Here is a 22,827-nt window from a genome sequence, read left to right as displayed (position 1 = left end):
GTTTATCAACTGAATGCGGAGTATCCGAACATGCCAAAGATGAAGACTAAAAGTGGTGCTGCTAAGCGGTTTCTGAAAACTGCTAACGGTATCAAGCACAAGCACGCTTTCAAGAGCCACATCCTGACCAAAATGTCGACCAAGCGTAAGCGTCAACTGCGCGGTAGCAGCTTGCTGCATCCGTCTGACGTGGCAAAAGTCGAGCGCATGCTGCGCCTTCGTTAATTTTTGGATCAAGACTAGAGGAAGTAACTCATGGCTCGTGTAAAGCGTGGCGTCATTGCCCGTAAACGTCACAAAAAAATTCTGAAACTTGCTAAAGGCTACTACGGCGCGCGTTCACGCGTATTCCGTGTTGCCAAGCAAGCGGTAATCAAGGCAGGCCAGTACGCCTACCGTGACCGTCGTCAGAAAAAACGTCAGTTCCGCGCTCTGTGGATCGCTCGTATCAACGCTGGTGCACGTGTTAACGGTCTGTCCTACAGCCGTTTCATCGCTGGCCTGAAGAAAGCGTCCATCGAAATCGACCGTAAGGTTCTGGCTGAACTGGCCGTGAACGAAAAAGCGGTGTTTGCTGCGATTGTCGAGAAAGCTAAAGCCTCCTTGGCTTAAGTACCCCCGACAGTCATCCTGGGTTACTCCTGTAGCCCAAGGTGGTAAACGTCATAAATAGGGGAAGAGCCTTCAAGCTCTTCCCCTATTTTGTATCTGGAGTCTGTACATGGAAAACCTGGACGCGCTCGTTGCCCAAGCCCTTGAGGCCGTGCAAAGCGCTGAAGATGTAAATGCCCTGGAGCAAATCCGGGTTCACTACCTTGGCAAGAAAGGTGAATTGACTCAGGTGATGAAGACCCTGGGAAATTTGCCCGCTGAAGAACGTCCGCAAGTCGGTGCGTTGATCAACGTTGCCAAGGAACGTGTCACAGAGGTGCTCAATGCGCGCAAGGCGTCGCTCGAGGAGGCCGATCTAGCGGCCAAGCTCGCCGCCGAGTCCATTGACGTGACCTTGCCTGGCCGTGGTCAGGCCTCGGGCGGCCTGCATCCGATTACCCGGACTCTGGAACGTATCGAGCAGTTCTTCACCCACATCGGCTACGGCATTGCCGAAGGCCCTGAGGTAGAAGACGATTATCACAACTTCGAGGCGCTCAACATCCCAGGCCATCACCCGGCCCGGTCGATGCACGACACCTTCTATTTCAACGCGAACATGCTGTTGCGCACCCATACCTCGCCGGTACAGGTCCGCACCATGGAAGCGAACAAGCCGCCGATCCGCATTGTCTGCCCAGGCCGTGTGTACCGTAGCGACTCGGATATCACCCACTCGCCGATGTTCCACCAGGTCGAAGGCCTGCTGGTGGATCGCGATATCAATTTTGCCGACCTCAAGGGCACCATCGAAGAATTCCTGCGGGTGTTCTTCGAGAAAGAGCTGGCGGTGCGTTTCCGTCCATCGTTCTTCCCGTTCACCGAGCCGTCCGCTGAAGTCGACATGGAATGCGTGATGTGTAGCGGTAAAGGTTGCCGCGTCTGCAAGCAGACCGGTTGGCTGGAAGTCATGGGTTGCGGCATGGTCCACCCTAACGTGCTGCGCATGTCCGGGATCGATCCGGAAGAGTTCTCGGGCTTTGCCTTCGGCATGGGCGTTGAGCGTCTGGCCATGCTGCGTTACGGCGTGAACGACTTGCGTCTGTTCTTCGACAACGACTTGCGGTTCCTCGCGCAATTTCGCTAGTCGTAACGAATCTTTAGGAGAGCAGGATGAAATTCAGTGAACAATGGCTGCGTGGCTGGGTAAGCCCGCAGGTAGATCGCGACGCGCTGGTTGCGCGTCTGTCGATGGCCGGTCTTGAGGTCGATAGCGTTACCCCGGCCGCCGGTGTTTTCAGTGGCGTGGTAGTAGGCGAAGTGCTGAGCACCGAGCAACACCCTGATGCCGATAAATTGCGTGTGTGCCAGGTCAGTAACGGTTCGGAAACCTTTCAGGTCGTGTGCGGAGCGCCTAATGTGCGCCCGGGCCTGAAGATCCCGTTTGCCATGATCGGTGCCCAACTGCCTGGCGACTTCAAGATCAAGAAGGCCAAGCTGCGTGGTGTCGAGTCCAACGGCATGTTGTGCTCTCAGGCTGAGTTGCAGGTAGGCGAGGGCAATGATGGCCTGATGGAGCTGCCGGCCGACGCGCCTGTGGGTCAGGACATCCGGGTTTACCTGGAACTGGAAGACGCCAGCATCGAGGTCGACCTGACCCCGAACCGCGGCGACTGCCTGTCCCTGGCCGGTCTGGCCCGTGAAGTGGGCGCGCTGTACAACGCTCCTGTCACCCGTCCGGCGGTTGCTGTTGTGCCGCCGGTGCATGACGAAGTTCGCTCCATCGAAGTGCTCGCGCCGAACGCCTGCCCACGTTACCTGGGGCGTGTGGTCCGTAACGTCGACCTGTCCAGGCCGACCCCGCTGTGGATGGTCGAGCGCCTGCGTCGCGCCGACGTGCGCAGCATCGACGCCGCCGTCGACATCACCAACTATGTGATGTTGGAGCTGGGTCAGCCGCTGCACGCCTTCGATCTCGCCGAAATCAACGGTGGCATCCGCGTGCGCATGGCCGAGGAAGGCGAAAAGCTGGTGCTGCTCGACGGTCAGGAAGTCAGCCTGCGTGCCGACACCCTGGTTATCGCCGACCACTCTCGCGCCCTGGCAATTGCCGGCGTGATGGGGGGCGAGCACAGCGGTGTATCCGCGACCACTCGTGACGTATTCCTTGAAAGCGCGTTCTTTGACCAGATCGCCATCGCAGGCAAGGCCCGTTCCTATGGCCTGCACACCGATGCTTCGCACCGCTATGAGCGTGGCGTGGACTGGAATCTCGCCCGTGAAGCCATGGAGCGCGCCACCGGCCTGCTGCTGGAAATCACCGGTGGCGAAGCCGGCCCGATCACCGAAACCGTCAGCGAACAGTACCTGCCGTCGATTGCGCCGATCACCTTGCGTGCCAAAAGCGTTGAGCAGATGCTCGGCTTAGTCATCGAGCCGGCTGAAATCGAGCAACTGCTGTCCGCGCTCGGCCTGGGTATTTCTGCAGGTGGGGAAGGGCAGTGGCAGGTTGCAGTTCCTAGCCATCGCTTCGACATCAGCCTGGAAGTCGACCTGATCGAAGAGCTGGCACGTCTGTATGGCTACAACCGCCTGCCGGTTCGCTACCCGCAAGCGCGCCTCGCGCCGCAACCCAAGGCCGAAGCGCGTGCGCACCTGCCTGAGCTGCGCCGCCTGCTGGTTGCTCGTGGTTACCAGGAAGCCGTGACGTATAGCTTCATCGATCCAAAACAATTTGAGCTGTTCAACCCGGGTGTTGAACCGCTGTTGTTGGCCAACCCGATCTCCAACGACATGGCCGCCATGCGTTCTTCGCTGTGGCCGGGTCTGGTGAAAGCGCTTTCCCACAACTTGAACCGCCAGCAAGACCGCGTGCGCCTGTTCGAAAGCGGCCTGCGTTTCGTGGGTCAGCTCGATGGCCTCAAGCAAGAGCCGATGCTGGCTGGCGTGGTCTGCGGTAGCCGCCTGCCGGAAGGCTGGGCGCAGGGCCGCGACGTCGTAGACTTCTTCGACGTCAAGGCTGACGTGGAAGCGGTACTGGGCTTTGCCGGCGCGCTGGATGCCTTTACGTTTGTGCCGGGCAGTCACCCAGCCTTGCATCCAGGCCAGACTGCGCGTATCGAGCGCGAAGGTCGCCTGGTAGGTTTTGTGGGCGCCATTCACCCGGAACTGTCGAAAACGTTGGGGCTGGACCGTCCAGTCTTCGTGTTTGAGCTAGTCTTGGCTGAAGTGGCGTCGGGCAAGATGCCTAAATTCAGCGAGTTGTCGCGCTTTCCTGAAGTGCGTCGCGACCTGGCGCTGATGGCCGACCGTGACGTCGCCGCCACTGCCCTTCTGGATGTAATCCGTGAAAATGCAGGGGAATGGCTGACAGACCTCAGGCTATTTGACGTCTATCAGGGTAAAGGCATTGATCCGCATAGAAAAAGCCTCGCAGTCGGCTTGACCTGGCAGCATCCATCGCGCACTCTTAATGACGATGAGGTGAATACCACGACACAAAATATCCTCACCTCGCTCGAACAAAGGTTGAACGCCACGTTAAGGAAGTGACGTATGGGGGCTTTGACGAAAGCTGAGATGGCGGAACGTCTGTACGAAGAGTTGGGTCTGAACAAGCGCGAGGCCAAGGAATTGGTCGAGCTGTTTTTTGAAGAGATCCGCCACGCTCTGGAAGACAACGAACAGGTCAAGTTGTCCGGTTTCGGCAATTTTGACCTGCGGGACAAACGCCAGCGGCCTGGCCGCAATCCAAAAACGGGAGAAGAAATCCCGATCACGGCTCGCCGTGTGGTCACCTTTCGTCCAGGGCAGAAGTTGAAGGCCCGAGTTGAGGCTTATGCTGGAACCAAGTCATAACGACGAACTACCCGTCATCCCAGGCAAACGCTACTTCACCATTGGTGAAGTCAGCGAGCTGTGTGCGGTAAAACCGCACGTGCTGCGCTATTGGGAGCAGGAGTTTCCTCAACTCAACCCCGTCAAACGCACCGGGAACCGTCGGTATTATCAGCGCCAGGACGTGCTGATGATCCGACAGATCCGTGCATTGCTGTACGACCAGGGGTTCACCATCAGCGGCGCACGCCAGCGTATGTCCGGTGATGAAGCCAAAGACGACACCACCCAATACAAGCAACTGATCCGCCAGATGATCTCCGAACTGGAAGATGTGCTGGTGGTGCTGAAGAAATGATTCAAGCTTTAAAAATACTTCCACATTTCAAAAGCTTGCGGTATATTCCGGTTCGCTTCGTTAAGAAGCGAACCCAGTAACACGCCTAGTCGGGGCGTAGCGCAGTCCGGTAGCGCACTAGCATGGGGTGCTAGGGGTCGAGTGTTCGAATCACTCCGTCCCGACCATATTATTCAATGACTTGGCCCAATCTGAAAAGATTGGGCTTTTTCATGTCTGAAAAATACCCCCTACCGCGCCGTGGGCTGTTATGGGCCCGAGAGCCTGTTTCACCTCTGTGATCTGCCGGTGGGGTACAGCGAACATGCAATCGCTACGACACTCCCCTGAAATGACTGGCGTGACGTCGATAGGCATTGTCGCGCGCATGTCGATACGCCACTAGCACACCTGCCCTAATTGATCGTTGCACGAACCCGGCAGTAGAGTTTGAAGCGCAAGCCAATGTATTAACGATGGGAAGGGGAGTGAAGATGACTATAAAAAAATACGTCTATATGACGGCTGCAGCCTGCCTGTTAGCGACCTCAAGTGCGCATGCGTCTTTCGCCACCAGTTGCCAGGATTCTCAGCCGTGGTACCACTTCAGCATGATTGAGGCGGCAACCTGTTTGCTCTCTGGTCAATGGTAACCGGGTCGCCCCCGCTGCGTTTCGGCGGGGGAGAACCCCAGTGATCCCGCTCAAGTCGTGCCTTTCGGGCATTGCCCTCGATTGCGCTGACTTGACTCATCAACATTTGCTTAAAACATCTCCCTGCCTCACCTGGCCTGACGCTGCGAGCGAACCGTTGCGCCTATGATCATGTCTGTGCGAATGGCCGACGGTTGCCCGGCGTTGTTGCGTGCATAACTGCATAACGTGACCGGCAGCTCTGCTATATCAAGGGATATGCCGTCCATGGCCAAGGTGTAGCGATCGTCGTCAATATCGCCGCAGATGGTGCTGATCGCCGAGTTCACGCTGTAGTAATAATGCTGGCTAAAACCGTTCTGCTGGTTTTCCCAGGCGATGTGATAGCGGTGCTTGAGCTGCGGTGCAGGTGCCGGGTTGGTCAGGAATACCGAATGGGTGAGCGCATTGCGCAGCAGCGCTTCGGTCAGCGGCTGTTCGGCCGTTTGCACCCCGAGTATGCATAACACATGCGGCCCCAGCACTGGGCCGATGGGTTGGTTGATGTAGGCCTCGTCAGAAGCGGCAGCGACTTGGTAGCCGTGTGTGCGTGCGCAATCGCTGATGTGATTCACGGCTTTGAATCGGTAGAACGGTTCCTGGATCGAGAACCTCAGGTTCCAAGTCGGACGGGTAATTTGGTCGGTGGCGTCACGTTTTAAATGCACATAGGGCTTCAGGTTCCACGGCTCATCCAGCGTGATTTCAACCGCCTTGAGCTGACAGGTTGGGGTGTCGTTACGGAAAACACCGTCTACAAAGCAGTAGTACAAGTCGTTGACGGGGTAGCTGTAGTTGAATTTGGCGGCTTCGCACGCCGAGTTGTTCTGGCAGCTATTGAGAATGTCTTTCTGAATGGCAGACGCGACCTTGCTGATGATGCTGGTGATTTCATTGGTGTTCCGGTCCAGCATCGGACTGCCGGAGCTGCCTGGGCGCAGACCATTGCAGCGGTTGCGCAAGGCGCTGGGGAACACGCCGGGATGTTCGGCAAAACTGTTGAGGGTCGACTCCACGCAGGCGCTCATGCGTAGGCCCTTTTTCAGAAAGCCGGTCGGCGCTCCCACGTTGATCACCTCTCGATCCGATGTCTGACGCTGGGAGGCCAGCTTGAGTGGCATGATCGCCTTGGCCACCAGCACCGCCAGTGACGTATCCAGTTCGAGCACGGCCAGGTCAGTGCCCGCCATGCTGCTCCAATGCGCCGTCTTGACGGCGTAGGTGACACGCCGTTCGGGTGTGTCATGAAAGTAGTTGAAGGTCACGTCGGCGGTGAGCGCCTGGTGGACGCGCGCTGTACCGTAGCTGTAGAACACACAATGCCCGGCGGTCAGCACATAAGCCGGCCCGATGGCCTTACCTTGGCGATTGCGCGTGTCGAGCAGAACGGCATTGCAGGTCTGGCCTAAGGCGTTTTCCAGTGAACCGATGCCGGTCCATTGCGGATAACGGTGGTTTTTATTTTCAAGGGCCACAGACGGTGACTGCTCGGTAAGGCCCTCGGCCAGATCTCTGGCATGGCTGGGCCAGACAGTGCTGAGCAACAGGAAATACAGGAAGATGCAGGCGGTGTGAGGAAGTGCCATAAGGGGCCTCGACAAGGAAGTCATTGATTGGCTGAAACTACTCAATCAGGCCATGGCGGATGACATACAGGGCTACTGCGTGAGCCCTTGGCGGGATCCTCAGTCGCCGTTATGGCTGCTGGTGCTGGCGTCCTTACGCCCAACACCGTCTCGGGATTTTCCGTTCGTCCAAAGTTCGGCACTCCCTGTTACACGCCTGCTCCAATGTTTAAGTGCGTATTTGTCGCGCTTTAGAGCGGAGAGACAGCATGGAAATCAACGAGAACGCCCCAGGCAATATTTCACAGCAGGCAGTAACGCGTGGAACGGACAATGAGGCCGGTCATGATCCAAAGCGCGATGAGGATCATATCCCGCTGCCACCGGACGACGAGGCACCCCTCGAGGAAGATATGTCGGACGTGGACGCTGCCGATTCAGTAGCCAGTGAGCATCCTGACAACTGAGCATCAACGGACCCGGCCAAGCGCCGGGTTTTCATTTAAATGTCAGCGCAAGATAATTACGTTATTGTCGGCGTGATGCCCTTTTCCGAAAGCCCGAGAAGTTAAAGCAACCCAACTGCGGAGACGGATATGCGTGCCGAAGACGTTCTTGCCGACGATACAAACGAAGCAACATTTGAGGGAGTGACCGTACGTAAAGGGACGGTGGGTGCCTTTTTGGCAAACGTACGAGTTTGGAGTAACCCAGGCGCGAGCATGGATGATCAACTGCTGGCTGAGCGAGAAATTATTCAATCTCTGCCCGCTCTTAAGGCGATCGGGCTCCTCGACGTGTTTGAGCCTAAGGATTCCCGATTGCGTGAGTTGATCGCCAAGGCGGGCGCGCTACGGTGAGGGTATCCAGAGGGGGGCCACGCTGAGCAGCAAGAGGCCGGCTTTGCCTTGATGCGCCACTGTTGTTGCTGATTATGGCTTTTTCATGCCGGGAATAGATGCCTTCCCGCGTGAACAATCTTCATCGCGAATCACACCTGCTCATTAGTTACGCGCTAAGGAAATTTCCCACATCCAATGCCCGTACCCTGTTGTTAGGCTCCAACTCTTTGACCTGACTTCAAGGAGTTTCCTGATGAAAAAACGTCTCGCCGCCGAGTTCTTCGGCACGTTCTGGCTGGTACTGGGCGGTTGCGGCAGTGCCGTGTTGGCGGCCGCATTCCCTGAGTTGGGCATTGGTTTTGCCGGTGTGGCATTGGCATTTGGCTTGACGGTATTAACCATGGCCTACGCGGTCGGGCATATTTCCGGCGGGCATTTCAATCCGGCGGTCACCCTGGGTTTGCTCGCCGCCGGGCGTATTGACGGCAAGGATGTGGTGCCCTACATCTTCACTCAGGTTCTGGGCGCGATTGCGGCGGCCGGCGTGCTGTACCTGATCGCCAGCGGCAAGGCCGGGTTCGATGTGACGGCGGGGTTTGCCACCAATGGTTATGGCGAGCATTCACCCGGGGGCTTCTCGCTGCTTTCGGTAGTGGTCACCGAGTTTGTACTCACGGCGTTTTTCCTGTTGATCATCCTGGGCGTCACCGACAAAAAGGCACCGGCCGGTTTTGCGCCGCTGGCCATCGGTTTTGCCCTGGTCTTGATTCACCTGATCAGTATTCCAGTGAGCAATACATCGGTTAACCCGGCGCGCAGTACGGGCGTAGCACTGTTTCAAGGCGATTGGGCGATGGCTCAGTTGTGGGTGTTCTGGGTGGTGCCTTTACTCGGTGGCGTGTTTGGTGGGCTGGTGCACCGGTTCGTGTTGGCGACAAAACAGTAGTCGCTCAGGCCACCTTTGCTCGGCGAGCGGACCGTGTTCTTCATGATCGAGCCGCCTTGTAACGGTTGGCCGGGCGCGCCAAACCAAGGTTTTCACGCAGTGTGGTGCCGGTGTATTCGCGCCGAAACAAGCCACGCCGCTGTAACTCGGGAACGACCAGGCGGGCGAAATCCTCCAGCCCGCCCGGCAGGTGTGGCACCAGAATATTGAAGCCATCCGCCGCGCCTTCTTCGAACCAGCGCTGCAGCTCATCGGCGATCTGCACAGGCGTGCCGATCAAGCTGTAATGACCGCGTCCGCCGGCAATGCGTCGGCCCAGTTGCGCCAGTGTCAGCTGTTCGCGCTGGGCCAGTTCGCTCCGCAGTTGCTGGCGGCCGCGCTGGTGCTGACCAGTCGCTTCCATAGCCCAGGCATCGAAAAGATGATCGCCGAGGTGGACATCCCGGTGGTGGAAACCTGGGACTACGTGCCGGAGCGCCGTGATGGTTTTACTGCGACCCTCAGCGAGCTGGGTGTGCAGCCGTGGGTCTTCGTCCCCGACGCCGACCGTGCGCCTTTCGAGGCGGGCAAGCAGGCCATGGAGGCGCTGATGGGGGCGGTGACCAGGCCCGACGCGATTTTCTTTGCCAACGACAACCTGGCTGCCGGTGGTTTGCTCGCCGGTCAACGAGCGGGGCTGAACATCCCGCAGGACTGCGCCGTATTAGGCTTTGGCGATTACCCCTTCGCACAGATGTTGCTGCCCAGCCTCAGCACGATCCAGCCACCGGCCCTGCAGATTGGTGTATTAGCCGCCACCCGCGTTCTGCAAAGTCTGGGTGTATTACCGATCGAGGGTGAAGTTGCACGCTTGAATCTTTTGCACTGTCAGTTAATTGAAAGGGAAAGTACCTAGTCATTACGGGGTATGGCTAAGTGCAACTAGTGGCTATTGGCTGCTAACGCTCTAAATCAGTGCACTTGGCAATGTTTTGTATTTAATTTCCCGCCAGCCGGAACTAGAGCTATAACTTCCAGTCGATACCCCCGGCTAACTCCTGCATCGGCTGTGGCGAACTAATGGCATTGTTCGGTAGTTCCAAATAGCCATACTTTTCGCAACGTTAGATATTCCTCAATGATGTCTTCAGCCCCCATCGATGCTTGCAAGATGCACATCCCGCACACCGACCAGGTGTGTGCGTGGCTGATGCAGCACGCCGGGCTTAAAACGCTGGATCTGGAACGCGCCCGGCGCTTATCCGATGACCCTCGCGACCTGCTGGGTTTACTCACGCGCCTGGGCCTGGTGTCCGAAATCGAACTGGCCCGCGCCTGGGCCGATCTGCTGGTTGCACCATTGCTGGCGGCCGACGCTGCGCCGCCGTTGCTCGACCCATTACCCGCCGTTACCGAGCGTTTCCTGCGTCACTACCACCTGGTGCCCATGGGCTGGGACGAGGGCGGTCTGCGCGTGCTGGCCGCCAACCCGACGCAGCTGTACCCGTTCCAAGCCCTGGCGTATGCCTGCCAAGTTCCTGTCTGGCTGGCCATCGGTGCACATACCGACGTAGAGGGCCTGATCGAGCGTTACTACGGCCAGGGCCGTTCGGCCATGGGCACGCTGATCGAAAACCTAGATGAGCAGAGTGGTGCCCTCGAAGATATCGAGCACCTCAAGGACATGGCTTCCGAAGCGCCGGTGATTCGCCTGGTCAACCTGATCCTGCAACGCGCCGTGGAACAACGGGCGTCGGATATCCATATCGAACCCTTCGAAAACCAGCTCAAGGTGCGCTACCGCATCGATGGCGTGCTGCACGACGCCGAAGCACCGCCCGCCAGTTCGTCGGCGGCGGTGATCTCGCGGGTCAAGATCATGGCGCGCCTGGACATCGCCGAGCGGCGCCTGCCCCAGGATGGGCGCATCATGCTGCGCATCCAGGGCAAGGCGTTGGATTTGCGCGTGTCCACGGTGCCCACCAGCTTCGGCGAGTCGGTGGTGATGCGCCTGTTGGACCGGCAAACCGTGCAGTTCGACTTTCCAAGCCTGGGTTTTAATGGCCAGCGCCTGGCAGCCTTCCTTGATTTGCTCGAGCGGCCCCACGGCATCCTGCTGGTCACCGGGCCCACAGGCTCGGGTAAAACCACCACGCTGTACACCGCCTTGGCGCGGCTCAACACCGCCGAACGCAAGATCATCACCGTGGAAGACCCGGTGGAGTACCAGCTTGAAGGCATCAACCAGATCCAGGTCAAGCCCGCCATCGGCCTGGACTTTGCCGGAGCGTTGCGCGCCATCGTGCGCCAGGACCCGGACGTGATCATGATCGGTGAAATCCGCGACCTGGAAACGTGCCGCATCGCCGTCCAATCTTCACTCACCGGCCATCTGGTGCTCTCAACCCTGCACACCAACAGCGCCGCCGCCAGCATCACACGCTTGCTGGACATGGGCGTGGAAAGCTACCTGATCGCCTCCACCGTCAGCGGCATTCTCGCCCAACGCCTGGTGCGGCGCCTGGACCCGGCCACACGGGTCGCGTTCCAGGCGCCGCCGGCGTTGATCAAGGAACACGGCCTGGATCGCCTCACCGAGCAGCGCCCGATTCTGCTGTATCACGGCGACTACCACGGCCGCAGCGCCCTCACCGAATTGCTGGTGATGAACGATGAGTTGCGTGGCCTGCTGATGGCCCACGCCGACGCCGCCACCCTTGAGCAAGCCGCCCGTCGCGGCGGTTTGCGCACCTTGTATGAAGACGGCCTGCGTCAGGCGCTGGCGGGCGTCACGTCCCTGGAAGAAGTGTTGCGCGTCACCCGTGGAGAGGATGCGTGAGCCTGTTCAAGTTCCGTGCCCTGGACAGCCAGGGCGCCGCCCAGAGAGGCACGCTGCAAGCTGCCGACCAGGCCGCCGCCGTCGCCATCTTGCACAAGCGTGGCTGGTTGCTGCTGCATATTGAAACGACGGGCAGTGCCTCGTTACGTCGTGTACGCGGGCCGTTGAAGGGGGCCGCGCTGGTGAGTTTCACCCAGCAACTGGCGACGCTGCTCGGCGCCGGTCAGCCCCTTGAACGCTCGTTGAACCTGCTGCTCAAGCAACCCGGCCAACCCCAGGTGCGGGCCTTGATCGAGCGCATCCGTGACCAGGTCAAGGCCGGCAAGCCGCTGTCGGCTGCGCTTGAGGAAGAGGGCGATACGTTTTCTGCGCTGTACCTGAGCATGGTGCGCGCGGGCGAAGCCGGTGGTGCGCTGGAAGACACCCTGCGCCAGCTCAGCGACTACCTGGAGCGCAGCCAGCGACTGCGTGGCGAGGTGATCAACGCGCTGATCTACCCGGCGTTCCTGGTGGTGGGCGTACTGGGTTCCCTGGCGCTGTTGCTGGCCTATGTGGTGCCGCAATTCGTGCCGATTTTTCAGGATCTGGGCGTGCCGATTCCGTTGATCACCCAAGTGATCCTGGGGCTTGGCGAGTTTTTGTCGGCCTATGGCCTGGTGCTGTTGGCCGGGTTGGCGATCAGTGCCGGGCTCCTGGCGACGCGCCTGCGCGACCCCAGCCGCCGCGAACGCTACGACCGTCACCTGCTGGGCATCCGTGTGGTCGGCCCGCTGCTGCAACGGGTGCAAGCCGCACGCCTGACTCGCACCCTCGGCACCTTGCTCTGCAATGGCGTGGCATTGCTGCCCGCGCTGGTGATCGCCCGGCAGGTCTGCAGCAACCATGCATTGCAGGCGCAAGTGGCTCTGGCGGCGCAACAGGTCAAAGGCGGCGGCACCCTGGCCGAGGCGTTTGGCAGTCAACCGCTGTTGCCGCAGTTGGCCCTGCAAATGATCGAGGTCGGCGAACACGCCGGTGAACTGCCCGGCATGTTGCTCAAGGTCGCCGACATCTTCGACGTCGAGGCCAAGCGTGCGATCGACCGCCTGCTCGCTGCGCTGGTGCCCTCGCTGACCGTGATCATGGCGGTGCTGGTGGCGGTAATCATGCTCGCGATCATGCTGCCGCTGATGAGCCTCACCAGCCATATATGAACCTTCATGGAGTGGAATCAATGAGAACCCGGCACCGCCAAAACGGCTTCACCCTGCTGGAAATGCTCGCAGTGATCGTGCTGCTGGGCATCGTCGCAACCATTGTCGTGCGCCAGGTCGGCGGCAATGTGGACAAGGGCAAATACGGCGCAGGCAAGGCGCAGTTGGCGAGCTTGAGCATGAAGATCGACAGCTACGCCCTGGATGTGGGGGCGCCGCCCAACACCCTGCAACAGCTGCTCGACAAGCCCGCCAATGCCTCCAGCTGGGCGGGCCCCTATGCCAAGCCTTCGGAGTTGAAGGACCCGTTCGGCCACGGGTTCGGTTATCGCTTCCCCGGGCAGCATGGCGCCTTCGACCTGATCTTCTACGGCCAGGACGGTCAACCGGGCGGCGAGGGCTACAGTGCCGATTTGGGTAACTGGGAGTAACCCGCCCATGGCCCAGCGCGGCTTTACCTTGCTGGAGATGCTGGTGGTCATTGTATTGATCGGTATCGCCGCCGGGTTGTTGGGGCTGGGTGTGCGCCAGGGGCTGCAAGTGGCTCAGGAGCGGCGGGTGGTGGGGCAGATGGTCGAGGCACTGCGCGCCACGCGGGCGGGGGCGATCGTCAGCGGCCAGGCGGCGCGCACCGAATTCGACCTGCAACGTCTGACGTTCCGGGCTCCAGGGCGTGCCCCGCAACAGTGGCAGGCACCGTTGCAGGTGACGTTGCACAGTGCCGAGCAGGCGGGCGCCGCCGTGGTGTTCTACCCCGATGGCAGTTCCACCGGCGGCAACCTGCTGCTGGCCAGCGGCGCCCGGCGTTGGCGTATCGACATTGGCTGGCTCACCGGCAGCGTGCAGTCCAGGGCGCTGCCATGAAGCATCAGGCCGGTTTTACCCTGCTGGAAATGCTCGCGGCCCTGACGTTGATGGCGGTGTGCAGCAGCGTGTTGCTGGTTGCCTTCGGCCAGAGTGCGCGCTCGTTGGCCCAGGTTGCCCACAGCGACCGGCTAACCCAGGCCGCGCTCACGCTGCTGGACCAGGAAGCGGCCGGCCCGCTGAGCGAAGGCACCTTGCAAGGCGAACTTGATGGCATCCATTGGCAATTGACCAGTACCCGGCAACAGCCCCATCTGTTTCGTCTCGACCTGAACCTGCGCGAAGGCGTGCATCAGGCCCGCTTCAGCACCTTGAAGACCCGCCTGTGAGGCGCCGCGAGCAGGGCTTCACCTTACTGGAGATCCTGGTGGTGCTCAGCCTGCTTTCGATATTGTTATTGCTGGTGGGCGCTGCGTTGCTGGGCGCCAATCGGGCGGTGGCCAAGGCCCAAAGTTACACCGTGAGCCTGGATGAAATGCGCACCGCCCAACAGTTTCTACGCACCGCGATCAGCGAGGCGTTGCCCTTGAATATCATTGAAGACGACAGCCAGGCCGACGGTTTTTTTATCGGTACGGCAGAGCGCTTGCAGTTTGTGGCGACCTTGCCCGGCGTGCTCGGCGGGGGCATCCAGCGCTTTACCTTGCAACGGGTAGAACAGGATTTTCAGGTGGCGTTTTCGCAGTTGCAATCCGCTGCCAACGCCCAGCGCGCTGAACCGCAAGTGCTGCTGCATAACGTCGAGGCGCTGCAATTGAGTTATCGCGGCGTATCGCCCTTGGGCCAGCCCACCGGCTGGTTGAGCGCGTGGCCCTGGCCCCGGCGCTTGCCCGTCGCAGTACGCATCGACGCCAGCGTCAACGGGCCGGTGCCGTGGCTGACGCAAGTGATTGCCCTGCGCCTGAACCTCGGCAGCGCGAGCAGTGAACAATGAAGCGCCAACGCGGAGCGGCGTTGCTGCTGGTGCTGTGGGTGCTGGCTTTACTCAGCCTATTGCTCGGCGGTTTGGCTGCCTGGGTGCAACTGCAAAGTCGCCAGGCGCTGTGGTACCGCCAGCACACCCAGACGCTGTTGGCCGCCGAAGCCGGTATTGCCCAGGTCATGGCTGATCGGCACTGGGTGGCGGACGGGCGTGCCATAGCGCTGACCTTCGACGACGCCCGCCTACAGGTCCGCCTGCGCAGTGAGCGCGGCAAGCTGTACCTGGTCAACGCCGACCTCGATGACTTGCTGCACCTGGCCCTGGCTTGCGGCGCTACCCCGGCCCAGGCCCATCAGCTGGTCCAGGCGCTTGAGGCTCGGCGCCATCAGGGCCTGGCGCCGTTTCGGGTGCTGGAAGAAGTGCGGCAACTGCCCGGTATGACCCAGGCGCTGTACAGCCAATTAGTGCCGGAAATTACTTTGTGGAGCGACCTGGATCGACCCGATCCGGCATTTGCCAGCCCCTTGATGCGCAAGGCATTGAACCTGCCACGCCAAAACGCCGAGGGCGCCGACCCCGGCCAGGTGCTGGAAATCGACAGCCGTGCCGAGCGCCCCGGCGGCTATCAGGCACGCCTGCAACTCACCGTCTTATTGAGCCCCGCGGAGGACCGTGCACAACCCTATCGGGTGGTGCGGTGGCAAGAATGAATCGACTTGAACCTATCGCCCGCCAGTGGCGCGGCAGCCTGCTGCAACAAGGCTGGCACCTGTGGCTCACCGAGCTGCGCGGCTGTGTGCCGAGCTGGCTGGCCCCGCAAGAGCCGCCTGAACAGGTCCATTACTGGCCGCTGACGGCGCCGGTTATCCCCGGCAGCGCCTGCCAGGTGCTGATGCTCGACCCTGACGTGGTGCTGCAGCAACGCCTGCAATTGCCCCTGGCGGCCGCGCGCAATCTCACGGCGGTGGTCGGCTATGAACTGGACCGCTACACCCCGTTCGACGCCGAGCAGTTGTACTTCGTGGCGCGTCAGGAGCAGCGCACACCCACCCACCTTGAGGTCACGCTGGTGGCGATCCTGCGCGAGCGTCTGGATCGGATTCTGAGTGACTGCGCTGCCCTTGGTCTGCATCCCCATCGCGTCGATGTGGCGGGCCTGGGCATCGACCTGCTGCCGGCACCGTTACGCTCGCGCCAACGCCGAACGGGCAAGGATTTGCAGCGCAGCCTGCCATGGCTGTGCGGTGCCTTGCTGATCGCCGCCATGTTGCTGTGGCTCAACGACCGCCAGCGTGTGCTCGACGCCATGCACGCCACCGTGCAGCAGCAAAAAGCCCAGGTCGCCCAGGTGCACGCCCTGCGCCAGCAACTGCTCAATACCCGCGGCGCGGCGCAGTACCTCACCCAGCGCAAACTGGCGCAACCGCCGCTGGCTGCGCTGCTCAATGACTTGACCACTTGTCTGCCCGCCGACACTTGGCTCGACCAATTGGACGTCAAGGACGCTGAGGTGACCTTCTCCGGGCAAAGTGCCAAGGCCAGTGGCCTGATCACCCGCATCAAAGGCTGCCGGCGGTTGGACAACGCCCAGTTCGAAGGGGTGATTCAACCCGATGCGCGCACCGGCAAGGACCAGTTTGCCTTGCGTGCCCACTTACGCCCGGAGGCCGCCGATGCGCCGACCCCTCACACCCCGTGAACGTCGTGGCGGGGCCTTGTTGCTCCTGGCCGTGGTACTCGGTGCGGCCTATTGGTTGCTGATCGACAGCTGGTTCGCCGGCCCGCTGCGCACCATGGGCGAACAAGCCCAGCAGTTGCGTGAGCAGCAGCAACGCTACGCCGCCGTGTTGCGTCAGGGCGATGCATTGCGCGAACAGCTTGAGCTGGCGCGGCAAGACCCGGCCAGCAGCGCCAGCCTGTTGCCAGGCGATGACCCCGATGTGGTCGCCGCCGATCTGATGCAGCGTCTGGCCGACCTGATCAACAGCCACGCCAACCTGGGCGGCGGCTGCAACCTCACCCAGCGCAAACCCATCACCACTGAACAGGACAGCAGCGAGCCCTATCGGCAGGTCAAGGTCAGCCTTACGCTGAACTGCGCCATCGAACCGCTGACCGCGATCCTGCACGCGCTGGAATACCAGCCGCCGTTTCTGTTTGTCGATGAGTTGCGCATTCGCCGCAGCAAACAGGCACCGGCCACTGGCGGGGCGGGCAAGCTGGCGGTGCAACTGCTGGTGCGTGGCTACCTGCAACCGGCGCAGGTGGCGCCATGATCGGTGCACTGCGCCCCCTGGAGTGGGGCTTGCTCGGCTTGGCCGGGCTATTGGGCGTACTGATGGCGGTGATCCTCAGCAGCATCGGTGATCAACCGCGATGGTTGCCGCAGGCGCCTGCACCTGCGCAGCCCTCCGTCACTGTGCAGGCCGCACCGGCGCCGGCGTTGCAAGAGCTCGCGAGCACCTGGCAGACGCCGCTGTTCAGCCCCGATCGCCGCCCGGACAGCGTGGTCGGCAAGACCCAGGTGGCGAGCCTGGCCAACCTGACCCTCAGCGGCATCATGATCACCGGCAACCTGCAAATGGCCATGCTCAAGCAAGCCGGCGGCCCACCCCTGACGGTGCGCCTGGGCCAGACGCTGCCCAACGGCTGGCGCCTGGAACACCTGACCCCGCAATACGCCCGATTCGCCCTCAACGGGCGTACCCAGACCCTGAGCCTGTACGGCAAGCGGTTACCCCTGATTTCCCATCCCCGCGAGCCCCTCCCTTGATCGATATGCGCACTTCGCTGTTTTGCCTGGCCACTGCCGTCTCCCTGGGCGGTTGTGGATCCTTACCCGACCGCCTTGATCCGGACGACCAGCTGCTGAACGAGGCGCTGCAAGGCACCGGTTCGCAACGCCCGCCGAATACGGCGCCTGCGATGCAAAGCGCTCTGCCCGAGGCGAAGTCGCCGCCGCAGCGCCAGTTGATTCGTGGCAATCAGACGTTCGTGCGTAAACCCACTGCGCCGATGAAAGCCCAGGAGGAGGGCGGCGACATCGTCTTCAACTTTCAGGGCCAGCCCATCGAAGCGGTGATCAACAGCGTAATGGGCGACTTGCTGCACGAGAACTACAGCATCGCCGAGGGCGTGAAGGGCAATGTCAGCTTCTCCACGTCAAAACCGGTGGACAAGCAGCAGGCCCTGTCGATCCTCGAAACCCTGCTGTCCTGGACCGACAACGCCATGATCAAGCAGGGCAGCCGCTACGTGATCCTGCCGGCCAGCCAGGCGGTGGCGGGCAAGCTGGTGCCGCAGATGCGCGTGACGCAGCCCTCCAGCGGGCTCTCGGCGCGACTCTTCCCGCTGCGCTACATCTCTGCCACCGAGATGCAGAAACTGCTCAAGCCCTTCGCCCGAGAGAATGCGTTTCTGCTGGTCGACCCGGAGCGCAATGTACTGAGCCTGGCCGGCACCCCGGAAGAGCTGGCCAACTACCAGGACACCATCGACACTTTCGATGTGGACTGGCTCAAGGGCATGTCCGTGGCGGTCTTCGGCCTGCAACGCGCCTCGGTGGCCGAACTGATGCCCGAGCTGCAAGCCATGTTCGGCGCCGACAGCGGCACGCCCCTGGCGGGTATGTTGCGATTTTTGCCGGTCGAGCGCACCAACTCGGTGGTGGCGATTTCGTCTCAGCCCGAGTACCTCAGCGAGGTGGGTGACTGGATTCGCACCATCGACGAGGGCGGCGGCAACGAGCCGCAGATGTATGTGTACGACGTGCGCAATATGAAGGCCGCCGACCTGGCCAAATATTTGCGGCAGATCTACGGCAATGGCGTGATCAAGGACGACGCACCGGCCAAGGTCGCGCCGGGGTTGCGTACCACCACCTTGTCCTCGTCCACCAGCGCTGGGCTGCAGGCCAATGTCCCAGCGCCTGCACCCGACGAACCCGAATCCGAACCTGCCGAAAATACCCAGGCGCCCCCCACCAGCGACCTCGAAGCCGGCACCCGCATCACCGCGCAAAAGAGCAGCAACCAGCTGCTGGTGCGCACCCGTCCGGCACAATGGAAAGAGATCGAAGCGGCGATCAAGCGCCTGGACAACCCACCGCTGCAAGTGCAGATCGAGACCCGCATCCTGGAGGTCAAACTCACCGGTGAACTGGACCTGGGTGTGCAGTGGTATCTCGGCCGCCTGGCGGGCAATTCCACCAGCACCACGGTGGCCAACGCCTCCGGCAGCCAAGGCGCCCTGGGCGGTGGCGGGGCGGGGCTGGGGGCGGCGGATTCGTTGTTCTACTCCTTTGTCAGCTCCAACCTGCAAGTGGCTTTGCACGCGCTGGAAACCAACGGCCGCACCCAGGTACTGTCGGCGCCGTCGCTGGTGGTGATGAACAACCAGCCGGCGCAGATCCAGGTGGGGGATAACATTCCCATCAGCCAGACCACCGTCAACACCGGTGACGCCGACACCACCTTGAGCAGTGTCGAATACGTGCAGACCGGGGTGATCCTGGATGTGGTGCCGCGCATCAATCCGGGCGGGCTGGTGTACATGGATATCCAGCAGCAGGTCAGTGATGCCCAGAACCCGGCGGGCAGCAGTGAGACGCCGGTGAACCCGCGCATTTCCACACGCTCGGTGTCGACTCAGGTGGCGGTGCAGAGTGGGCAGACGGTATTGCTTGGTGGGTTGATCAAACAGGACAACGCCGAGAGTGTCAGTGCCGTGCCTTATCTGGGGAAGATACCGGGGTTGCGGTGGTTGTTTGGCAATACTGGCAAGTCCAAGGACCGTACAGAGTTGATAGTGCTCATTACGCCAAGAGTCATTACCAGCAGCAGCCAGGCACGGCAGGTGACTGATGATTATCGCCAGCAGATGCAACTGTTGCGGCCGGCTCAATAATCCTGGCTGCTCCGAGTACCAATGTGGGAGGGGGCTTGCTCCCGATGGCGGCTTGACTGCCAGCGACTACCTAAATGATGCGACGCGATCCAAATGTGGGAGCTGGCTTGCCTGCGATGACGGCCTGACAGCCAACACAGTTATACCGAGTACATATCCATTCCTGTGGTAACGGCTGATATTGGTTCCGCTTTTACAGCGGGTCACTTTTGGAAAAGAGCCCGGAATGCCGGCCCAGCCAAAAGTAACCAAAAAGGCTCTTTGCCCCACCACTCGGCACCTCGCCTAGGCTCGGTGTGCCCGTAATCCGCCATGGATTTGGGGGGCCGCCGCCACGCGCCATCCATGGCGCGGGGCGGCTAAACCGGCATCCCTGCCGGTTTACCCCCCAAATCCCTGTCGAATTCCGGCCAGCGTGGTTTAACGGGGCGCCTAGGATCAAAAGCAGATCAAGATCACGAGCGGCTCGCTTCGCATCGTGGTTACGGTTGGCGGCTGCAAAGTTGTGTAGATACCTATGCTATCGGGGGCAACCTCCCTAGCCCAGAGTCTCTCTGCTATTGATGGTATAAACATTACCGTTATGAATAAAAATATTGATAAATAATGAAATTATAGAATATTAGCTTATGCCAAAACAGCATTATATTTTTGAAATTCATTCCGTTATGTTTGATCTCAACAGCCTACCCCTGACCTCGGATGGTACCCAGCGTGATTCAGATTCTGCGCGCCTGACCGGGTGACTATCCCCCGCAGCAGAGTCGTTGGACGGGAGCTCAACGTATGTTGCCACTTCAAACCCCTCGCTTGCCCCACACCTAGCCCAAGCCGAAACGCCTTTTGAACACCGGTCACGCCGCGTCAGGCGCGTGCCTGCTCGATTTCGCGATTTGGAAAAAGCCGGGAATGGATATGAAGCACGTTCTACAACCCACCGCCGCCCTGACGTTGTCCTTGCTGGCTGCAGCGACGCAAGCCCAGGACGACAGCACCCTGTCCACCGTCGTGGTCACCGGCAACCGTGGCGCCGAGCAGCGCACGGTCACCAGCAGCCCGGTGCCGATTGATGTGGTCAGCGCCAAGCAACTGCAAAGCACCGGCAAGCCCGGGTTGATGGAGGCGTTGAGCGCAGTGATCCCGTCGCTGACCTTGCCGGAAAAAACCGGCTGGGACGCCAGTGGCATTGCCCGGGCGCCGAACCTGCGGGGCCTGAGCGCCGCCGAAGTACTGGTGCTGGTCAACGGCAAGCGCCGCCACACCAGCGCCACCTTGAATATCAACGGCATCAACACTGGCGCGGCGCCGGCGGATCTGGACCTGATCCCCATCAGTGCCATCGACCATGTGGAAGTCCTGCGCGATGGCGCCGCGGCCCAATACGGTTCCGATGCCATCGCCGGGGTGATCAACGTGATCCTCAAGGCCGACACCAGCGGCACTTCGGTGACCAACACCGGCCTTGGCTACGACGGGAAGAAACAGACGGTGCAGCAAAGCCTCAACAAGGGCTTCGAAATCGGTAACGGCGGCATCGTGCAGTTGGCTCTGGATGCGCGTAGCCAGAACGATGACAACAAGGCCAGCGCCAATGGCTACACCTACGAGCAGGCGTATGGCCTGGCAGGCAAGTCCACCTATGGCGGCTACGGCACGCCCAAGACCAACCTGCTGACCCTGGGCTACAACGCCGAGCTGCCGATCGATGACAGCCTCAGCCTGTACTCTTTCACCACCTACTCGCGACGCAAGGCCGAGCAGGGCCAGAACTTCCGCCTGCCGACCATCACCAACACCATCACCACCGGGCCCAATGGCTATCCGGCCGGGTACACCCCGACCTGGTACATCGACGAGGACGATTTTCAGGCGGCCTTCGGCGGCAAGGGAACCCTGGGTGAGTGGGACTGGGACCTGTCCACCACTTACGGGCGCAATGAAGCGGAGCAGGGCACCACCCACAACCAGAACCCGTCCCTGGGCGAGGCCACGCCGAACAGCTTCACGTCCGGCACCTGGATTTCTACCGAGTTGACCACCAACCTGGACTTCAAGCGCGGCTTTGATATCGGCCTGCAAAAACCCTTGGACCTGTCTTATGGCTTCGAGCATCGGCGCGATACCTACGAGGTACAGGCCGGTGACTACGGGTCTTATGCCAACGGCGGCTACTGCGTGGCGCCGGGTAACTGTGCCTCGTCCGGAGCCCAGGTCACCAACGGTATTTCCCCGCAGGAAGAAAGCAGCGCTTCTCGCAACAGCCTGGCCAGTTATGTGGACGTGGGCTTCAACCCCTTGCCGGATTGGTATGTCGGCACTGCTTTGCGTTATGAGCATTACAACGAAGGCGTGGGTGCCACCCGCAGCGGCAAGCTGACCACCCGCTACGACTTCACGCCGCAGTTCGCGGTGCGTGCCACGGTGAGCAATGGCTTTCGGGCGCCGTCCCTGGCCAACAGTTTGTTCAGTGCGCGCTCCACCACCTATGGCGTGGTGGACGGCGTGTACCAGTCGATCAATTACGGCGTGCTGCCGTTGGGGTCGGCGGCGGCCAAGGCGCTGGGCGCCGAAGAGTTGAAGCCCGAACGCTCCACCAACTTCAGCCTCGGTTTCACCCTTACACCCACCGACCGCCTGAGCTTCACCGCCGATGCCTACGTGATCAATCTACGTGACCGCATCACCCTGACCGGCACCTTGCTTGGCCCTGAAGTCACCCAGGTACTGCAGAACAACGGCATCAACTCCACCTCCGGCGGCCAGTATTTTATCAACGGCGCCGACACCCGCACCAAGGGCCTGGACCTGGTCAGCAGCTACAACCAGGACCTGGGCGCGTTCGGCGCGCTGAAGTGGACCGCTGCGTTCAACTGGAACCAGACCAGAATCCAGAACTACAAGGCGTCCACCAGCATCCTTGGCCGGCCTTATGACCTGATGGATCGCGAGGCCCGCAACCTGATCACCGGCGTGCAGCCCAATACCAAGCTGATCCTTGGTGGCGACTGGAGCATCGAACGCTTCAATCTCAGCCTGGCCCTGACTCGCTACGGTTCCTACAAGGAGGTCAATTCATCGGCCAACCGCGACCTGGACCGGGTCTACAGCGCCAAATGGATCACCGACCTCGACCTTGGCTACAACCTCACCAAAGACCTGAACATCGCCATCGGCGCCAAGAACCTGTTCGACCAATACCCCAAGAAACAAGGGGTGCCGAGCAGCACCATGGTTGCCAGCTACGGCACTTATTCGCCCTACGGTTTTACCGGTGGGTACTACTACACCCGGCTGACTTACGCCTTCTAAGGCCTG

22 protein-coding genes, 1 tRNA gene and 2 pseudogenes are annotated in these 22,827 nt (G+C 60.8%); 23 read left to right on the top strand and 2 right to left on the bottom strand.

Annotated elements, in window-relative coordinates:
• Window positions 1-30: 30 nt before the first annotated feature.
• The 7 genes from rpmI (at window position 31) to E4P01_RS27545 (ending at window position 4,953) form a co-directional block, all read left to right on the top strand.
• On the top strand, window positions 31-225 hold the full coding sequence (gene rpmI / locus E4P01_RS27575) for a 50S ribosomal protein L35 (protein WP_002553160.1): 195 nt from the start codon (window positions 31-33) through the stop codon (window positions 223-225).
• 30 nt (window positions 226-255) lie between these two features.
• Window positions 256-612 carry a 50S ribosomal protein L20 gene (rplT, locus tag E4P01_RS27570; RefSeq protein ID WP_005789679.1) on the top strand — a complete coding sequence of 119 codons (357 nt, stop codon included), beginning with the start codon at window positions 256-258 and terminating at the stop codon, window positions 610-612.
• Window positions 613-721: 109 nt separating this feature from the next.
• Window positions 722-1,738, top strand: coding sequence for a phenylalanine--tRNA ligase subunit alpha (gene pheS / locus E4P01_RS27565; RefSeq protein ID WP_003192486.1), 1,017 nt, complete (start codon window positions 722-724; stop codon window positions 1,736-1,738).
• 26 nt (window positions 1,739-1,764) lie between these two features.
• Window positions 1,765-4,143, top strand: a complete 2,379-nt coding sequence (gene pheT, locus E4P01_RS27560; RefSeq protein ID WP_216091812.1) for a phenylalanine--tRNA ligase subunit beta — start codon at window positions 1,765-1,767, stop codon at window positions 4,141-4,143.
• A 3-nt stretch (window positions 4,144-4,146) separates the two neighbouring features.
• On the top strand, window positions 4,147-4,449 hold the full coding sequence (gene ihfA, locus E4P01_RS27555) for an integration host factor subunit alpha (RefSeq protein WP_002553164.1): 303 nt from the start codon (window positions 4,147-4,149) through the stop codon (window positions 4,447-4,449).
• Window positions 4,430-4,786, top strand: coding sequence for a MerR family transcriptional regulator (locus E4P01_RS27550; RefSeq protein ID WP_003174972.1), 357 nt, complete (start codon window positions 4,430-4,432; stop codon window positions 4,784-4,786). Before ihfA ends, E4P01_RS27550 begins: the two co-directional genes overlap by 20 nt.
• A 90-nt stretch (window positions 4,787-4,876) precedes the next feature.
• Window positions 4,877-4,953: transfer RNA gene (locus E4P01_RS27545), tRNA-Pro, on the top strand.
• A 593-nt stretch (window positions 4,954-5,546) separates the two neighbouring features.
• Here E4P01_RS27545 and E4P01_RS27540 read toward each other — a convergent pair.
• Entirely contained in the window at window positions 5,547-7,043 is a 1,497-nt protein-coding gene (locus E4P01_RS27540) for a trypsin-like peptidase domain-containing protein (protein ID WP_216091811.1), read from the bottom strand.
• 248 nt (window positions 7,044-7,291) lie between these two features.
• On the opposite strand from E4P01_RS27540, the gene E4P01_RS27535 reads away from it, so the two are divergent.
• The 3 genes from E4P01_RS27535 (at window position 7,292) to aqpZ (ending at window position 8,810) form a co-directional block, all read left to right on the top strand.
• Entirely contained in the window at window positions 7,292-7,489 is a 198-nt protein-coding gene (locus E4P01_RS27535) for a hypothetical protein (protein WP_032880294.1), read from the top strand.
• 129 nt (window positions 7,490-7,618) lie between these two features.
• Window positions 7,619-7,882 carry a hypothetical protein gene (locus E4P01_RS27530; RefSeq protein ID WP_078821836.1) on the top strand — a complete coding sequence of 88 codons (264 nt, stop codon included), beginning with the start codon at window positions 7,619-7,621 and terminating at the stop codon, window positions 7,880-7,882.
• 235 nt (window positions 7,883-8,117) lie between these two features.
• A complete protein-coding gene (gene aqpZ / locus E4P01_RS27525) occupies window positions 8,118-8,810 on the top strand; it encodes an aquaporin Z (protein ID WP_078821835.1) in 693 nt (230 codons plus the stop codon).
• Window positions 8,811-8,850: 40 nt separating this feature from the next.
• On the opposite strand, the pseudogene E4P01_RS27520 reads toward aqpZ, so the two are convergent.
• Window positions 8,851-9,192: pseudogene (locus E4P01_RS27520) on the bottom strand (nitrilotriacetate monooxygenase); the annotation flags it as partial.
• Here E4P01_RS27520 and E4P01_RS27515 point away from each other — a divergent pair.
• The 13 genes and pseudogenes from E4P01_RS27515 to E4P01_RS27455 form a co-directional block, all read left to right on the top strand.
• Window positions 9,142-9,705, top strand: a pseudogene (locus E4P01_RS27515) (substrate-binding domain-containing protein); the annotation flags it as partial. The pseudogenes E4P01_RS27520 and E4P01_RS27515 sit on opposite strands and share 51 nt — an antisense overlap.
• Before the next feature lie 225 nt (window positions 9,706-9,930).
• The gene (locus E4P01_RS27510) at window positions 9,931-11,628 is read left to right on the top strand and encodes an ATPase, T2SS/T4P/T4SS family (protein ID WP_216092180.1); all 1,698 of its coding nucleotides are present in this window, start codon (window positions 9,931-9,933) and stop codon (window positions 11,626-11,628) included.
• Complete coding sequence (gspF, locus tag E4P01_RS27505) at window positions 11,625-12,821, top strand: type II secretion system inner membrane protein GspF (protein WP_103733803.1); 1,197 nt, start codon at window positions 11,625-11,627, stop codon at window positions 12,819-12,821. Before E4P01_RS27510 ends, gspF begins: the two co-directional genes overlap by 4 nt.
• A gap of 20 nt (window positions 12,822-12,841) precedes the next feature.
• On the top strand, window positions 12,842-13,252 hold the full coding sequence (gene gspG, locus E4P01_RS27500; RefSeq protein WP_087945255.1) for a type II secretion system major pseudopilin GspG: 411 nt from the start codon (window positions 12,842-12,844) through the stop codon (window positions 13,250-13,252).
• Window positions 13,253-13,259: 7 nt separating this feature from the next.
• A complete protein-coding gene (locus tag E4P01_RS27495) occupies window positions 13,260-13,685 on the top strand; it encodes a GspH/FimT family pseudopilin (protein WP_078821833.1) in 426 nt (141 codons plus the stop codon).
• Window positions 13,682-14,014, top strand: coding sequence for a prepilin-type N-terminal cleavage/methylation domain-containing protein (locus tag E4P01_RS27490; protein WP_216091810.1), 333 nt, complete (start codon window positions 13,682-13,684; stop codon window positions 14,012-14,014). The genes E4P01_RS27495 and E4P01_RS27490 overlap by 4 nt, the downstream gene beginning before the upstream one ends.
• Complete coding sequence (locus tag E4P01_RS27485; RefSeq protein ID WP_032880305.1) at window positions 14,011-14,619, top strand: prepilin-type N-terminal cleavage/methylation domain-containing protein; 609 nt, start codon at window positions 14,011-14,013, stop codon at window positions 14,617-14,619. Before E4P01_RS27490 ends, E4P01_RS27485 begins: the two co-directional genes overlap by 4 nt.
• Window positions 14,616-15,317 carry a general secretion pathway protein GspK gene (locus tag E4P01_RS27480; protein WP_216091809.1) on the top strand — a complete coding sequence of 234 codons (702 nt, stop codon included), beginning with the start codon at window positions 14,616-14,618 and terminating at the stop codon, window positions 15,315-15,317. The genes E4P01_RS27485 and E4P01_RS27480 overlap by 4 nt, the downstream gene beginning before the upstream one ends.
• On the top strand, window positions 15,314-16,306 hold the full coding sequence (locus tag E4P01_RS27475) for a PilN domain-containing protein (RefSeq protein WP_216091808.1): 993 nt from the start codon (window positions 15,314-15,316) through the stop codon (window positions 16,304-16,306). Before E4P01_RS27480 ends, E4P01_RS27475 begins: the two co-directional genes overlap by 4 nt.
• The gene (gene gspM / locus E4P01_RS27470) at window positions 16,281-16,883 is read left to right on the top strand and encodes a type II secretion system protein GspM (protein WP_005789622.1); all 603 of its coding nucleotides are present in this window, start codon (window positions 16,281-16,283) and stop codon (window positions 16,881-16,883) included. The genes E4P01_RS27475 and gspM overlap by 26 nt, the downstream gene beginning before the upstream one ends.
• Window positions 16,880-17,380, top strand: coding sequence for a general secretion pathway protein GspN (locus E4P01_RS27465; protein WP_032880312.1), 501 nt, complete (start codon window positions 16,880-16,882; stop codon window positions 17,378-17,380). The genes gspM and E4P01_RS27465 overlap by 4 nt, the downstream gene beginning before the upstream one ends.
• 5 nt (window positions 17,381-17,385) lie before the next feature.
• Window positions 17,386-19,512 (top strand): type II secretion system secretin GspD, encoded by a 2,127-nt coding sequence (gene gspD / locus E4P01_RS27460; protein ID WP_216091807.1) that lies wholly within the window; start codon window positions 17,386-17,388, stop codon window positions 19,510-19,512.
• Between the two features lie 915 nt (window positions 19,513-20,427).
• Window positions 20,428-22,821: a TonB-dependent receptor gene (locus E4P01_RS27455; protein ID WP_216091806.1), complete on the top strand. Its 2,394-nt coding sequence runs from the start codon at window positions 20,428-20,430 to the stop codon at window positions 22,819-22,821.
• The last annotated feature ends 6 nt before the right edge of the window (window positions 22,822-22,827 follow it).

This window comes from Pseudomonas sp. NCIMB 10586 (assembly GCF_023127895.1).
GTDB lineage: Bacteria > Pseudomonadota > Gammaproteobacteria > Pseudomonadales > Pseudomonadaceae > Aquipseudomonas > Aquipseudomonas synxantha_A.
Note: the sequence above shows the minus strand (reverse complement) of the source record. Positions and strands in the feature narration are given on the sequence as shown.

Coding starts and splice junctions, on each gene's coding strand:
- rpmI (WP_002553160.1), top strand. CDS start 31: ATGCCAAAGATGAAGACTAAAAGTGGTGCTGCTAAGCGGTTTCTGAAA.
- rplT (WP_005789679.1), top strand. CDS start 256: ATGGCTCGTGTAAAGCGTGGCGTCATTGCCCGTAAACGTCACAAAAAA.
- pheS (WP_003192486.1), top strand. CDS start 722: ATGGAAAACCTGGACGCGCTCGTTGCCCAAGCCCTTGAGGCCGTGCAA.
- pheT (WP_216091812.1), top strand. CDS start 1,765: ATGAAATTCAGTGAACAATGGCTGCGTGGCTGGGTAAGCCCGCAGGTA.
- ihfA (WP_002553164.1), top strand. CDS start 4,147: ATGGGGGCTTTGACGAAAGCTGAGATGGCGGAACGTCTGTACGAAGAG.
- E4P01_RS27550 (WP_003174972.1), top strand. CDS start 4,430: ATGCTGGAACCAAGTCATAACGACGAACTACCCGTCATCCCAGGCAAA.
- E4P01_RS27540 (WP_216091811.1), bottom strand. CDS start 7,043: ATGGCACTTCCTCACACCGCCTGCATCTTCCTGTATTTCCTGTTGCTC.
- E4P01_RS27535 (WP_032880294.1), top strand. CDS start 7,292: ATGGAAATCAACGAGAACGCCCCAGGCAATATTTCACAGCAGGCAGTA.
- E4P01_RS27530 (WP_078821836.1), top strand. CDS start 7,619: ATGCGTGCCGAAGACGTTCTTGCCGACGATACAAACGAAGCAACATTT.
- aqpZ (WP_078821835.1), top strand. CDS start 8,118: ATGAAAAAACGTCTCGCCGCCGAGTTCTTCGGCACGTTCTGGCTGGTA.
- E4P01_RS27510 (WP_216092180.1), top strand. CDS start 9,931: ATGTCTTCAGCCCCCATCGATGCTTGCAAGATGCACATCCCGCACACC.
- gspG (WP_087945255.1), top strand. CDS start 12,842: ATGAGAACCCGGCACCGCCAAAACGGCTTCACCCTGCTGGAAATGCTC.
- E4P01_RS27495 (WP_078821833.1), top strand. CDS start 13,260: ATGGCCCAGCGCGGCTTTACCTTGCTGGAGATGCTGGTGGTCATTGTA.
- E4P01_RS27490 (WP_216091810.1), top strand. CDS start 13,682: ATGAAGCATCAGGCCGGTTTTACCCTGCTGGAAATGCTCGCGGCCCTG.
- E4P01_RS27480 (WP_216091809.1), top strand. CDS start 14,616: ATGAAGCGCCAACGCGGAGCGGCGTTGCTGCTGGTGCTGTGGGTGCTG.
- E4P01_RS27475 (WP_216091808.1), top strand. CDS start 15,314: ATGAATCGACTTGAACCTATCGCCCGCCAGTGGCGCGGCAGCCTGCTG.
- gspM (WP_005789622.1), top strand. CDS start 16,281: ATGCGCCGACCCCTCACACCCCGTGAACGTCGTGGCGGGGCCTTGTTG.
- E4P01_RS27465 (WP_032880312.1), top strand. CDS start 16,880: ATGATCGGTGCACTGCGCCCCCTGGAGTGGGGCTTGCTCGGCTTGGCC.
- gspD (WP_216091807.1), top strand. CDS start 17,386: ATGCGCACTTCGCTGTTTTGCCTGGCCACTGCCGTCTCCCTGGGCGGT.
- E4P01_RS27455 (WP_216091806.1), top strand. CDS start 20,428: ATGAAGCACGTTCTACAACCCACCGCCGCCCTGACGTTGTCCTTGCTG.